General features: G+C 61.5%; 7 protein-coding genes and 1 tRNA gene. 4 read left to right on the forward strand and 4 right to left on the reverse strand.

Features of this window, described 5'->3' with window-relative positions; genetic code table 11:
• The first annotated feature begins 201 nt into the window (after window positions 1-201).
• The 4 genes from OJB03_RS05785 to OJB03_RS05800 all read left to right on the forward strand — a co-directional run bounded on the left by OJB03_RS05785 (window position 202) and on the right by OJB03_RS05800 (window position 10966).
• Window positions 202-1092 carry a lysophospholipid acyltransferase family protein gene (locus OJB03_RS05785; RefSeq protein ID WP_263785907.1) on the forward strand — a complete coding sequence of 297 codons (891 nt, stop codon included), beginning with the start codon at window positions 202-204 and terminating at the stop codon, window positions 1090-1092.
• A 45-nt stretch (window positions 1093-1137) separates the two neighbouring features.
• Window positions 1138-1210: transfer RNA gene (locus tag OJB03_RS05790), tRNA-Gln, on the forward strand.
• 882 nt (window positions 1211-2092) lie between these two features.
• Window positions 2093-9151: a S8 family serine peptidase gene (locus OJB03_RS05795; protein ID WP_263785909.1), complete on the forward strand. Its 7059-nt coding sequence runs from the start codon at window positions 2093-2095 to the stop codon at window positions 9149-9151.
• A gap of 558 nt (window positions 9152-9709) precedes the next feature.
• Window positions 9710-10966 (forward strand): T9SS type A sorting domain-containing protein, encoded by a 1257-nt coding sequence (locus OJB03_RS05800; protein ID WP_263785911.1) that lies wholly within the window; start codon window positions 9710-9712, stop codon window positions 10964-10966.
• 17 nt (window positions 10967-10983) lie between these two features.
• Here the strand turns inward: OJB03_RS05800 and phoU are convergent, their stop codons facing one another.
• The 4 genes from phoU to pstC all read right to left on the reverse strand — a co-directional run bounded on the left by phoU (window position 10984) and on the right by pstC (window position 14632).
• The gene (phoU, locus tag OJB03_RS05805; RefSeq protein ID WP_263785913.1) at window positions 10984-11721 is read right to left on the reverse strand and encodes a phosphate signaling complex protein PhoU; all 738 of its coding nucleotides are present in this window, start codon (window positions 11719-11721) and stop codon (window positions 10984-10986) included.
• Between the two features lie 47 nt (window positions 11722-11768).
• A complete protein-coding gene (pstB, locus tag OJB03_RS05810) occupies window positions 11769-12650 on the reverse strand; it encodes a phosphate ABC transporter ATP-binding protein PstB (protein ID WP_272507123.1) in 882 nt (293 codons plus the stop codon).
• 49 nt (window positions 12651-12699) lie between these two features.
• The gene (gene pstA, locus OJB03_RS05815) at window positions 12700-13587 is read right to left on the reverse strand and encodes a phosphate ABC transporter permease PstA (RefSeq protein WP_263785914.1); all 888 of its coding nucleotides are present in this window, start codon (window positions 13585-13587) and stop codon (window positions 12700-12702) included.
• Between the two features lie 82 nt (window positions 13588-13669).
• Complete coding sequence (pstC, locus tag OJB03_RS05820) at window positions 13670-14632, reverse strand: phosphate ABC transporter permease subunit PstC (protein WP_263785915.1); 963 nt, start codon at window positions 14630-14632, stop codon at window positions 13670-13672.
• Between the last annotated feature and the right edge of the window lie 22 nt (window positions 14633-14654).

Here is a 14654-nt window from a genome sequence, read left to right on the forward strand (position 1 = left end):
TTTAGTCTTTATGCACAACAGAGTGGCACGATGCCGGTCGAAACAGATTCACGAGATTCTACCCCTGTATGCATTCAGATCGCACGCGGAATGTCGTCCGTGTTGTGTCCATGTGCTCGCAGGATCTGCTTTGAACCAAACGCCCTCGGCCCGGCATAGGCTCCCTCTCGTTGCTTACGTTTTATCAATCTCGCCTGTACGATGCGTTCGGTGCTCACGTCCATTTGGGTGTGGTTTGCCATCGGGACCCTGATTGTCCTCTGGGTGCCCGTCATGCTTGTGGCGCGCGTTGTGGATCGTGACCCGGCGCACTACTACACAGGATATACTCTCCGCATCGTAGGGCGCCTGTTTACCTACGTAAATCCCTTTTGGGACGTCACCCTCGAAGGGCCGTTCCCGGAAAATCCGCGGCGTCCCTACGTTGTGGTGTGCAATCACTTCTCGCAGGCCGACCCCCCCATCATTTCCCGTGTGCCCTGGGAGATGAAGTGGGTGGCGAAGAAACAGCTCTTTGACCTGCCGGTGGCCGGGTGGCTGCTGCACCTAAGCGGCGACATCTCGGTCGACCGGCGGCGCAAGAAGAGTCGGGCACAGGTGCTCACGACGGCCCGTGACTACATTGCGAAGCAGTGCAGCGTCATGTTCTTCCCGGAGGGCACACGCTCCCGCGACGGTCGTGTGCACCGGTTCTCCGACGGGGCCTTCCGGCTCGCCATCGAGGAAGGGGTGCCGATTCTGCCCCTTGCCATCGATGGCACCCACGAGGCGTTGCCCAAGAATTCGATCTGGTTTGAGCCCGATCCGGAGCCGATCCGCGTGCGGGTACTAGAGCCGGTGGAGACCGACGGGTATTCGCCGGATCAGGCCCGGGCCCTGCAGCGGCACGTGCGGGCCCGCATCGTGCGACAGGTCGCGGACTGGCGCGGAGCCGATCTCGACACGGTCGACGGACGTAACGGGACGGACGCCGCCGCCGTCCGGTGGATCGACGATGGCCCAGACCCCTCGGCCGAACCCGTGGAGAAGTCCTCTGGTGAAGCGTCCGTCAAACCCTCCAGTCCATCCGGCGCGTCGGAACCGGGCCGCTAGAGGACTCATTCTGTGTACTGCTTTATGTAAAGCTTAGAACCCGTCTGCCCAGTAGCTCAATCGGCAGAGCGTCCGGCTCTGGACCGGGAGGCTGGTGGTTCGAATCCACCCTGGGCAACTGATTGCATTTCCTTCCCCTGCGGTGCCGCCGGCGCCGCAGGGGTTTTCTGTTGTGGGGTGTGTGTTGTAGAGCTTGTCCGGAAAGGCCCGACGCGGTGCCCTGGTGGAAATGGTTTGCGTGTAGGGCTACTTCAAGAAGAGCTCTTCGTGGAGAGCCGTCCCGATCACAAGAACCTGGAGAAGAAGGAGTAGGACGGCATGCCCCACCCAGTTCTGGAGGCAAAACCTGAGACGTTTCCTTAACCCGACACGAGGATGGACGAGAATCGCGTCGCTCGCCAACGAAGTGGGGACAGTAAAAATTATCGGAAGGAATAAAGCTCTCCTACACGAGTGACCAGAAGATTAAAACCGGCACCATTTTTTCCTGACTTGGCCCAGAGCTGTATTTTCGCTTAACATGAATATGTATTTAAGACAGCTGAGAGGGGCGGGGCGATAAGAGGAAAGGTCGGGCCGACGCAGGAGAAAAGCGGGCCTGAAATCAGAGCAAGTGAGGCTGAGGCGCAAATTCTACACTTCTCTTCAGACCAGGATAACTGTGCTTTTGGATGATCGTTGCTGTCATGTCGACTGGCCGAAAATGCACAACTTCATTCGTCTTGACAATAAAATTTTCTATAGGTACAATTCGTGTGCCACGAAAAAAAGACAATGAAAGTCGCCTCACGAAGGTTGGTGCGAGAAAGGCATACTTCTTCGCACGCCTTTGAGTACCACATTTTGCCAAAACACACTGAAGCCCCGCGCCGGGCTGGTCTTTGGAAGGGACGGCCGACGCGGGGCGCCCACAGCTACCGCTGCAAGCCCAATGGATACAACGGTACAAAGGAAAGGTTCTGCGGCGCGCTCATGGACATCGATCCTGGGCGCTGCCCTCATGCTTTTTGTCGCTGCGTCGTTCTTTGCTGGGGCGGCGCTCGGTCAGGGAGCCGACCCCCCGGATACGTCTCTCGAGCAGGAGGGGGAAGGCACCTGGCACGATGATGTGCTTCGCATTAAGGTGGCCCCGGATGTCGCCAACCAGGCGACGCCCATGAAGCAGAATGGGGTTGCGATGCTTGGGGTCGAATCGATTGACGCGCTCAATCAAGAGTTCGACGCCGTCTCGGTTGAGCCCCTGTTTGACGTTGGGGGCGAGTACGAAGAGCGCCACCGCGAATACGGGCTTCATCGGTGGTACGAAATTCGCCTCGCCGACGGAAAGGCGTCGGCGGACACGGAGGTGGAGGCGGCCACGAGTGCCTACTCGAACGCATCGGCTGTCTCTGTCGCCGAAGGGAAGGCCCGAACCCAGCAGCACGTCGTCGAGGACCCGCGGGCGTCGATTGCGCCGCTGCTCGACCCCCTGCCCGGCACGCCCGACGATCCGCTATACGGAGACCAGTATGGGTTCCAAAACATCGAGGCGGAAGGGGGGTGGTCGACCCGAACTGGGGACACCACCGTTGTCGTGAGCATCCACGACTCCGGAATCAGCGGGAGCTTCGATGGGACCGAGACAACTGTCAACCATCCAGACCTTGAGCCAAATGTCTGGTACGGTGGAGATCCGAGCGACGGGAGCGTTCACGGGAAGAATTTCGGGGGTGGAGACCCGGCGGACCTTACTGACAACAACGGCCACGGGACGCACGTCACCGGAACAGTTGCTGCCCTCACCAACAATTCCTTCGGCGTGGCGGGCACCGCGGGGGGGAACGGAGAGTTTGCGAACGGTCGCGGTACCGGTGTTCGATACATGGTGACCACGCCAATCGGGGAAGAAGACTCCTACGTGTATGCTGCCGATAACGGGGCGGTCATCTCACAGAACAGTTGGGGTTACACGAGTCCGGGGGTCTTCCCGCAGGCTCTGCAGGATGCCATTGACTACTTCATCGACAACGGAGGGGGCGATCATCTCGATGGGGGCATTGTCGTGTTCTCCGCCGGAAACGACGCCGACAATGGGGACTGGTTCCCGGCGGCGTACGACCCAATCGTTTCGGTGGCCTCCACCGATCAAGGCGACAACGTGTCCACGTTCTCAAACTACGGGGAATGGGTCGACATTGCCGCGCCCGGCACTGGGATCCTGAGCACCTGGATCGCGGGGCAGGGAAACGTCGAGGATAACTTCCAATTTCTGAGTGGGACCTCGATGGCCTCTCCGCACGTCTCGGGTGCTGCCGCACTAGTGGTGTCCGAGTTCTCGGATGTCAGTAGCCCCGATCAGGTGGAGTCGATCCTGGAGGAGTCCGCCGACGACGTTGGGGCGACACTCGACATTGGGGCCGGTCGCCTGAACCTGGCCCAGGCGCTGCAAGAGGACGACGGTAACGCGCCGGCGGCGATTACTGATCTGTCGGTGAACGACGTAGCGTCGGCGCATGTCGATCTGCAGTGGACCGTTCCGGATGGAGAGCCGACAGTCTACGACATTCGCTACTCCACCGACCCAATCGAGAACGATCAGGACTTCCAGAGTGCCACGCAGGTGGCCGATCCTCCGTCTCCGTCTGCCCCGGGTGAAACCGACGCCGCAACAGTCGAAGGCCTAACGCCGGGTACGGAGTACTTCTTCGCAATCAAGTCGTCGGACACGTTCGGCAACACGTCCGACCTGTCCAACGTGACGTCCGCGACCACCGAGAATGCGCCGGCGATTGCTGTGAATCCGGAGTCGGTGTCCCAGACGCTCAGCACAGGCGAGTCCGGCTCTGACAACTTTGCGATTTCAAACGTCGGAGAGGACACACTTTCGTTCGCCCTACAGGCCGGCACGGGTGGATCTGACATCGCCGATCCGATCGGCGAGCCAACGCAGCTTCGCAGCTTGACCGGTGCGCTTCCAGAGCGCCTCGAGCAGATGGAGGCGAACCAGCCACAAGACCGCTTCTCGTCGAGTGAGACCACCTACAAGGCCGAGCAAGGAGCTGTGCAACAGCAATCCGTTGAGGTCGAAGGGCGGCCTCTTGCCAAGCTTCTCGATGAGGTGGGAACGACCGGATTCGGAAATGACATCTTCAACTCGGAGTTCGAAATCTACTCCTTTGATCTCGGCGTTCCCTCTGACCTCACACTGGTGGACGATGGCGTGGACTCGTACGCCGGAAACTTCATTCAAGGGAATAACGAGGAACTCTACTGGATCGACAACGCGGACAATAACCTGAAGACGTATGCCCTCGACGACGGCACCGTCGAGACGATTGGGGAACTGAACCCGCAGTCCAGCGATCCGGGATGGACCGATCTAGAGACAGATTACTCTACCGGAACGACGTACGTCACGACCACCGATGCGCTTTACGAGCTCGATCCCCAGAACGCAGAGCTGACGCTCGTCGGTGAATTTTCCGGAGGCCTATTGCCTGTTGCCTTCGCGGTTGACGATGAGGGGCAAGGATACCTCCATGACATCAGTGGTGACAACATCCTGACGGTTGATCTGCAGACGGCAGAGACGGAGGTGCTCGGGTCCACGGGCATCGACGCCAACTATGCCCAGAGCATGACCTACGACCACGCGACCGACCAGTTGCTCATGGCGGCCTACAAGGGCTCCACGGCGTCCGTCCCGGCCGAACTCCGAGAGGTGAATATGGAGACCGGCAACACGGAGCTTATTGCTCCGATCGGGCCGGAAGGCGAGGCCAACGAGCTTGGATGGTTCGCCACGCCGGGGCCGAGCTTTCAGTGGTTGACGGCCGCGCCGACCGAAGGCGAGGTCGCCGCCGGGGAGCCCGGAGAGGACATTACGCTCACCTTCGAGACGGTCGCGGACGATGAAGACGCGAACGATCTCATCGGGGGGCTTGCGTATTCCGGAAGTGTCCAGATCGAGAGCAACGATCCGGGCACGCCGGTGGAGGAGGTCCCGGTCACGCTAACCGTGGAGGGGAATCCGGCGATCTCCGTGGACGAGAGCCTCGGCTTCGGTGAGGTCTTTGCCGGCACGACGGGACGGGACACGCTGACCGTCACGAACACAAGTGACGACGCCATCCTACAGGTGGCCTCCATCGATCTCGCCGGGGACGATACCCCGTTCTCGGTGGCGGACGCTTCCCCATTCGTCCTCAACCCCGGACAGAGCGGAAGCATTCCCCTCACGTTCGAGCCGACGGAGAACGGCTCGTTCGAGACGACCCTTTCATTCGAGAACTCGGCGACCGGCACGCAGGAGGTCACGATCACTGGTCAAGGGTCGCCGTTCGTCTCGATTGAGCCGAGCTCACTGGAGCAGGAGATCGACCTGACGTCCGGCGACTCCACGGCGACGCAGACGTTTACGATCACCAACGAGTTCAGTGAGAGCCTTCCGTTCTCGGTGGTCGTTGAAGCCCTCGAGGGCGGAGGGGCCATGGACCTCACGCCGAAGTTGGCGGACAAGGAGCTCCGGCGCTGGCGCCAGCTGCAGCAGACACCCGCGCAGTTGAACTCGGACGCGGAGCCCGCAGAGCCGTCGCTGGGGCCGTCGCCCGACGATGGAGCGACGACGAGCTCCGCCGCAGCGCGCCTTCTGGATGGCACCCAGGTGCTGGACGAAACCGGCGTGACGGCCTACGGCGCGGAGGTGATTGCCCCCGAACTCGTGGCCTTCGATACGGGGCTGCCGGGCGAGTTCACGGTCGTCGATGAGGGCGTGGACTCGTACGCCGGGAACTTTACATTCGGCAACAATGAGGAGGTGTACTGGATCGACAACACGGATAACACCCTCAAGACGTACGCCCTTGAGGATGGGTCTGTCGAAACGATCGGTGAGCTCAATCCGGAGGGATCGGATGTAACCTGGTCGGACATGGAGACCGATCCGACGGACGGCACGACATACGTGACCGCAGGCGAAGGCAACACCAACCGGCTCTATGAGCTAGACGTGGAGAACGCCGAGCTCGACCTGGTCGGAGAGTACGCGAGCGGAAACCTCGTTGTGGCCCTTGCGATCGACGGCGAAGGAAACGCCTACGCCCACGAGATCTCCAACGACGAGATTCTGAGTATCGATCTCGAGACGGCCGAGACGGAGGTTGTTGGTCCCACGGGCATCGATGCCAACTTTGCCCAGAGCATGACTTACGATGCGGAGACGGGCCAGGTCCTCATGGCGGCCCTTCACAACTGTAGCTTCATTGGCTGTAGTGATGGGACGCTCCGCCAGGTGGACCGCGAGACCGGCAACACGACGCTGATCGGATCCTTCCCGGAAGGCGGGAACGATGAACTTGGCTGGATGGCTACGCCGGGCCAGGGCATCCCGTGGCTCGCGACGAACCTGGAGCAGGGCACGGTCCCGGCCGGCGCCACGCTGCAGCTAGAGGCGCAGTACGATGCTACGCAGGTCGAAGAGGGCGACTACGAGGGCCAAATCAGCATCGTCGGCGACGAGTTGCAGGGTGAGCCCAGTGAGTCGGTTCCTGTAAACCTCTCGGTGGAGGCGGCACCGGTGGCGTTCGTCTCAAAGGACTCGCTTGGATACGGTCAGCTCTTCGAGCAGGATACGTCGAGTACGCAAATGGTTACGCTCCGAAACGATGGGGCAGCCGATATGACGATTACCGACGTGTCCATTGATTCAGAGAACTTCTTCTTCGATGGAGAGAGCGAGTTCACGCTCAAGCCGGGCGACGCGAGGATCTTCGACGTCGCCTTCACCCCGCAGAGTGTCGGGGAATTCTCGGCCACCATGTCCATCACTGGAGAAGAGGTGTCGGGAGAGGTCACTTTGACCGGAGAGGGCACCCCGGCGCCCGAATTGGCGCTTGCGCCCACAAGCTTCGAGAAGCAGGCCTACGTCGGCCAGACGCAGGACGAGGCCGTGGAGGTGACCAACACGGGTGGAAACCCGCTGGAATACGACCTCTCGGTCCTGCCGTCGAGTCCGCCGATTCAGCAGCTGCTCGTCGAAGAAGGGTTTGGCGGTGAGGAATTCCCGCCGGGAGACTGGTTCCGCGCCGGTGCCAACGGCGGCCAGAACTGGACGACGGTCGGTGAAGGGTGCTCCTTCTACTTCGATGATCCGCAGCAGGCGTGCTTCTACTGGTCCCCCTCTACCGAGGGCACACAGCGCCTGATCACGCCTCAGATCAACACGGAGGACGTTGCACAGGTGTTCGTCCAGTTCTCCCACATCATTGATGCCTTCAGCGCGGGCGAGTTCACAGTCCGTCTGGAGACGACCGGGGACGGTGGTGAGAGCTGGACCACGGTGGCCGAATTCCCAGCCCAGGATGTCGGCCCGATCGACGAATCGTTCGCAATCACCAATGAGGACGTGGGCTCCGACGAGTTCCACGTGGCCTGGACGTTCGAGGGGGACTCCTTCAACATCAATGGTTGGGCCGTCGATGATGTGCAGGTGTTCGCTGGAGGCGAGTGGTTGGCTGTCGATCAGACGTCCGGGACCATTGCGCCGAGCGAGTCGGACACCCTCAACCTGACCGTCGACACGAACGTGCCCGGCATCCAAGAGGAGACGTATCAGTCCGGCCTCGGCTTCGTGACCAATGCGCCGCTCGCGGAGACCGCGGAGCTGCCGTTTACGCTGAGTGTCATCGAGGCCCTCTCCGTCACCGCCGAGCACTCTGAGGGCGACGGGGAGGTGTACCCGAACGAAGAGTTCACGCTGGACATGAACGCCGAGAGCCTCGACGACTTGGAGGTCTTCTCCTACCAGATGGAAATGGGCTTCAACACCGACCGCATGCAGGTCCAAGAGGTGACGACTGAGGGCACGCTCAGCGAAGGCCTTACCCTCACTTCGAACATCGACAACGAGGCGGGCGTCGTGACCATCGCCGCGGCCGACGACGGGCTGAATAGCAGCAGCACCGGGAGCGGTGAGTCCGACGGCGACGATGGAGCCGCTCTCTTCGACATCGAAGGCGAGGGCGTCCTCGTCTCGATCGAGGCGACTGGCCAGCCCGACCACGGAGAAATGGTCATGGACATGCAGAACATGGTGTTCAATGAAGGACAGCCGCCGGCCACCGCGGTAAACGACACCATGGAGGTCATCCCACTCTACGGCGACACTGACCTCAACCTTGGAATCGGCGCCGGAGACGCAGGAGATGCTCTCGACTTCGTGGTTGGATCTACCGACCTCATCGAGGCGCAGCAGACGCACGCCGACGTTTCGGGGGACGATGAAGTCAGTGCCTTCGACGCGTCCCTGATCCTGCAGCGCACGGTGGGAGGCATCTCTTGCTTCCCGGTCGAATCCGGCTGTGAGGAAGCGACAGAGGCGCTGGCTGCGACCTCGAAGGCGTCCGGCGACGCAAACACGTCCTTTGCCTGGGGCGAAGTGACCGAGCCGAAACAGGCCACCAGCGCTGAGAGCAAGAAGATGCAGCTGCCGCTGGTTCTCAACCAGTCCAGTCAGTCGGTGCAGGCCATCGACGTAACCACGAAGATTGATCCGGACAAGGTTGCCGTGAACGACATGACGGCCCAGCTTCCGGATGACTGGCGGGCGGTCCACCACGTGTCCGACGACGGGACCCTGAAGATCTCGATGGCGGGCACCACGCCGATCTCCAACGCTGGAAAGGTTGCGACCCTTACGCTGAAGCGGGAGGATTCCGACGCAACCCTGGAGATGGGTGGCAACGTGACCGTCAACGAAGGTGGCGTCCAGAAGCTCGAGACCAAGTCCATCGTGTCTATTCCGGACGAGTTTGCTCTGGAGGGGGCCTACCCGAACCCCTTCCGGCAGACCGCGACGCTGGAGATGGACCTACCCCAGAAGGCGAATGTGACCGTCGAGGTCTACGACCTGCTGGGCCGCAAGGTGCAGACTGCGCACCGTGGCGAGATGTCGGCTGGATCGGGCCGTACGGTCCGAATCAGCGGCTCTGATCTCTCTTCGGGCACGTACTTCTATCGCGCCCGGGTGGAGATGGACGAGAATCGCGTCACCGAGACCGGGAAAATGACGGTTGTCCGGTAGTCGCGGCGCGCTCCCCTAAGACGGGATCTCCTTAAGATGATCAAGGGGTTCGAGGAGTTCATCTCCTCGAACCCCTTTGGTCCTTAGGGGCAAGATCGCTGTAATTGTACTCAGCCTTCATCCTTCATGATCACGATGAGCGACCGATTCCTGATCGCGCCACTGGGTTTGATCCTCGTCTTCCTCGCCGGGATCGCGCCTTTACAGTCATGGGCACAGTCAGGCATTTCTGTGACCGTTCCTGAGGTGAATCCAGCTCCGGGGCAGGTTACCACTCTCAGCATTGAGGCGGATCTTGACGGAAAGAGTGTGGAAGAATACTCGAACATGAAGTTTGCATTTGATGATGATGTACTCGAAATAGAAGAGGTTGAAGATGGTCGTGAACTTAGTTTTGGGTCAAGTAATCTTACAGCCAACAATTCTAAGGAGGATACTCTACGGGTCTCAAACGTATCAAGCGGATCAGTGTCGGGAAGTGGAGAATTTCTTCAGGTAGACGTAAAGCTAAAAACTGGTTCTCAAAGTCCAGGAACTTTTTTCAGGCTTACTCCGAGTGTGAAAGAGATAGGAGAGCCCTTTGTGGGCACATTCGGAGAGGCGGGTTCTGGGTCGGTGTTTGAAGTTGAGACCATCGATCAGGGGAAAGTCGGCGATCTTACGGTTCAGAATGGTCGTCAGGAAGGATTCGGCAACACGGCGACGGTGACGGGCACCGTCACGCGAGCGTATGGCTCGTACGTGCGATTTCAGGACGACACCGGTCCTACGGGGGTAAGCGGTTTGACCGTCGGTCCCGTGAGCGGGGACATTCAACAGGACATTGCCGACGGCAACATCGAGAAGGGGACTCGGCTTTACGTGCGAGGAACGCTCTCGGACACCGACGAGCTCCTTCGAATCGATAACACGGGCCTTGAAAACTACGTCATTCTGGACCAGGGGATACTGCCGGCTCCTCAAGAGGTCTCCCTGAGCACACTGCAGTCCGGCGGTGAAGACTACGAAAGCGAACTCCTTCGTGTGGACGGACTCTCATTCTCAAACACGAGCGGGACGTTCAATGCGAACACGACGTACACGGTTGGAGACGAGACCGCGAGCCTCAACTACCGCGTCGAGTCGAGCAATCAGACTGAGCTCATGGGCGAGCCCATCCCCATCGGGACGTTTACCTATGAGGGCGTGCTTGGAGAGTCGGGCACGGAATACCAGTTGGTTCCTATTCGCCCGGCGACGGCCTTACCCGTCGACTTGACGCGCCTCACGGCGGTCCAGAGTGAGGAGGTTGTGGTGCTGACCTGGCGGACCGCCAGCGAAACCAACAATGCGGGTTTCCGCGTCCAGTACGAGCAGAACGCCGGCTGGCAAGAGCTCGGTTTCGTCTCGAGCAAGGTGGAGGACGGGACCACCGGTGAGGCCCAGTCCTATCGCTTTACGGTCGACCGACGGCTCGGGCCGGGCACCCATCGCTTTCGGCTCGAGCAGGTCGACCTCGACCGGACGACAGCCCTCAGCGATACGGTGCAGGTGGAGGTTGGCATGGACGGGGCGCTGCACCTGAGCGCGCCGGCCCCGAACCCGGCGTCCACCCGGGCGACTCTTTCCTTTGCGGTGCAGGAGAGGACGAGGGCGGAAGTCGCGATGTACAACGTGCTGGGTCAACGGGTGCGGACCCTGTACGAGGGACGGCCGCCAGGAGAAGAGGGGCGACGGCTGACGGTGGAGACGGAGACGTTGTCCAGCGGAGTATACGTGGTGCGGCTCCGGGCCGGGGGGCGGACGAAGACCCGGCGTCTTACCGTCGTGCGGTAGGAAGACCGACCTGAGCGCTACACCTCTTCGCTGAACGACTCGCCCGCCGCCGATTCGTCGAGGGGGGGGAGGTCCGGGGCATCGGGATCGTCTTGAAGGCCCCGATGCCGGAGATCCCGACCCTCCACCATAAAGACGATGCTCTGGGCGATGTTCTTTGCGTGGTCGGAGATGCGCTCCAGTGCTTTGCTCACCGTTAGCAGGTGGGCAATGATCTCGGACTGTTCGTGCCCGTCCTCGCACATTTCCACGAGGGTCGCGAAGGTCTCCTCGTGCAGCCGGTTCACCTGGAGGTCCCGAGCGATCACCTTGCGTGCCTTCAGCCGGTCGTTCTCCAGAAACGCCATCTCGGCCTCCCGCAGCATCGTGCGGGACATGTCGGCCATCTTGGGCAGGCGCGTGTCGGCGAGCAGGCCGGGGGCGTCGGCCAGGTAGCGGGCGTTGCGGGACAGGTTGCGGCAGTGGTCCCCGATGCGCTCGAAGTCGGTATTGATCTTCACCGCCATGATGAGCATGCGCAGGTCGACCGCCACGGGCGAGTGGAGGGCGAGGATGCGTTCACACTGCTCGTCGATGCGTAACTCCAGGGCGTCGACGGCGTCGTCCCCGGCCACGACCTCCTCCGCGAGGTCCATGTCCCCCTGCAGAAGGGCATTCATCGCGTTCGCGAATTGCTCGTCGACGCGGTTCGCCATGTCGGCGATCAGGCCGCGCAGGGATGCCAGCTCTTGGTCGAGGGACGAACGGTTGGGCATGTCCGAAGAGGGGAAGAACGGCAGTGGGAGATGAAGGGCGCCCGATGCTACCCGAAGCGTCCGGTCACGTACGCCTCGGTGCGGTCCTTCTCGGGGCGGGTGAAGAGCTGATCGGTCGGGCTCATTTCGATGAGCCGGCCCATGTAGAGGAAGGCCGTCTCGTCACTGATTCGGGAGGCCTGCTGCATGTTGTGGGTAACGATCACAATCGTATAGTCCTTTTTCAGCTCCGTGATCGTTTCCTCGATTTTCGATGTCGCGATGGGGTCCAGGGCACTGGCCGGCTCGTCCATGAGCACCACGTCGGGTTGGACGGCGAGCGTCCGGGCGATGCAGAGGCGCTGTTGCTGGCCCCCGCTCAGATCGAGCGCACTGCTGTGCAGCTGGTCCTTCACCTCGTCCCATAGGGCAGCTTGTCGTAGAGAACGCTCCACGAGTGCATCGAGGTCCCCGGTGTAGCCGTTGATTTCGGCGCCCCACGCCACATTTTTGTAAATGGTCTTCGGGAAGGGATTCGGCTTCTGAAAGACCATTCCGACGCGCCGGCGCACCATGACCGGGTCGGTGTCCTCCGCGTACACGTCCTGGCCGTCCACGTGGATGGTCCCTTCGAGCGTCGTGCCCTGAATCAGCTCGTTCATCCGGTTCAGGCACCGGAGCAGTGTGGACTTCCCGCAGCCGGAGGGCCCGATCAGGGCCGTCACCCGGTTGGGCTGAACGTCCATGCTGATGCCCTGGAGGGCATGGTTTTCATCGTACCAGAAGTGCAGGTCTTCAATCTGTAGCTTCGGCTGCACCGACGGAGCGGCAGACGTAGACGAGGATGCTTCCGCCTGTGGCTCGGGGGAGCCCGGACGGCCGTTGGGCGTCGGCGCGTCGGGGGAGGCGGGCGAGGTGGGGGTGTCGTCGGTGGATTCGTCGGTAGGCATGGGGGGGCACAATCGGTCGTGCGAGCAGGGCGGGAGCGTGGCGGCGGACTTAGGAGCCGGCACGACGCTCTTCGAAGTAGTTGCGTAGCAGGATGGCCGTCAGGTTCATCGTGAACAAGAGAATCATAAGCACCACGATGGCGGCGGCCGCCAGGCCCTCAAACTCGGCCTGGGGGCGGGCCGTCCAGTTAAAGATCTGAATCGGAAGCGCGGTGAACTGATCCAGGGCCCCGCGGGGAAGGAACGGAACGAAGGTGAGTGCCCCGATGAGGATGAGGGGCGCCGTTTCCCCGATGGCCCGGCTGAGCGCGAGAATGACCCCGGTGAAGATGCCGGGGGCGGCCATCGGCAGGACGTGGCTCCAGATGACCTGCGAGCGCGTGGCACCGAGGGCATAGGCATTCTCGCGGATGCCGCTCGGAATGCTTCGGAGGGCCTCCTGGGTGCTGATAATGATGATGGGCAGGATGAGCAGGCTAAGCGTCAGGGCCCCGGCCAGGAGGCTCTGTTCCAGCGCCGCGAAACGCACGAAGAGGGCGAGTCCCAGAATGCCGTATACCACCGAGGGGACCCCGGCGAGGTTGGCAATGTTGATCTGAATCAGGCGCAGAAGCCAGCCGTCCCGCGCGTATTCTTCGAGGTACACGGCGGAGGCCACCCCCAGCGGTACCGAAATGAGAGCGGTAAGCCCCATCAGCCAGAGCGAGCCGACCAGGGCAGACTTGATGCCCGCCTCCTGCGCCTTTCGGGACGGAAAGCTACTGAGAAACTGCACGTCGAGCCAGGGCACGCCCGAGGTGACGACGTCCACCAGAAGCGTCACGAGCACGACCACGCCGAAGATCGTGGCCAGGAAGAGGACGCCGGCCAGGATGATCCCGATGCGCTTGCGGCGAGAACGGTGGGTCTGAAATGATCCGTCTTCGGAAGGCTCCATCGAGGTGCGCGGATTGGATGCTCGGGTGTTCGAACGGGTAGCAGCGAGGGCGTGTGTGGTCGACGCCCACAAGCACAACGCCTCAGTACTCCTCCTGGTAGTGAAGGGTGATGCGGTTGGCAAAGATGTTTAGGGCAAGGGTGATCAGGAAGAGCATCAGGCCGACGGCAAAGATGCTCTGGTAGACGATCGTCCCCTGTGGCGTGTCCCCCTTGCTCACCTGCACGATAAAGGCTGTCATGGTCTGAATGGACTGCGTAGGGTCGAGGGTCGCCTTCGGGGTCGCTCCCGCCGCCAGGGTCACGATCATGGTCTCCCCGATGGCTCGGCTTACCGCCAGAATAAAGCTCGCCATGATGCCGCTGAAGGCAGCAGGCACGTTCACGCGCACCACCGTCTCGTACTTCGTGGCCCCGAGGGCGTAGGCCGCCTGCGAGAGGCTATCGGGGACGGCCTGAAGGGCATCTTCGCTGAGGGAGGCCACCATCGGAATAATCATAATTCCGACGACAACGCCTGCGCTGAGAGCGTTATAGACGCCGAGGCCTGGAACGACCGTCTGCAGGAGTGGGGTGACGAAGGTGAGGGCAAAGTACCCGTACACGACGGTCGGCACGCCGGCCAGCAACTCCAGGCTCGGCTTCAGAACCTTCCGGACCCATTTGGAGGCGTATTCCGAAATGAAGATGGCACTGGCAAGGCCCACGGGAAGGGCCACCACCGCCGAAATTACGGTTACGAGCAACGTGCCTGCCAGCAGGGCCCAGATGCCGAAGTGCTTCTCCGAAAACTGAGGCGTCCATTGGGTGTCCCCAAAGAATTCCGTCAGGGCCACCGTCTGGAAAAATGGAATCGACTCGATGACCAGGACGGCCGCAATCCCGAGCGTCGTGAGCACACTGACGAGGGCGCACGCCCCGAGCACGTACTCAATGAGCTTTTCTTTCGGGCTATCGTAGACCTGCTGGCGCAGATCCTGGGCCGGCCGGTCGGCCGTCGTCTCGTCGTTCGCGGGTTTTGGGGGGGAAGAAGTGGGCGTGCTCATAGAGGCAAAGCCTGTTCAGGAT

Source organism: Salinibacter grassmerensis (assembly GCF_947077765.1).
GTDB classification, from domain to species: domain Bacteria; phylum Bacteroidota; class Rhodothermia; order Rhodothermales; family Salinibacteraceae; genus Salinibacter; species Salinibacter grassmerensis.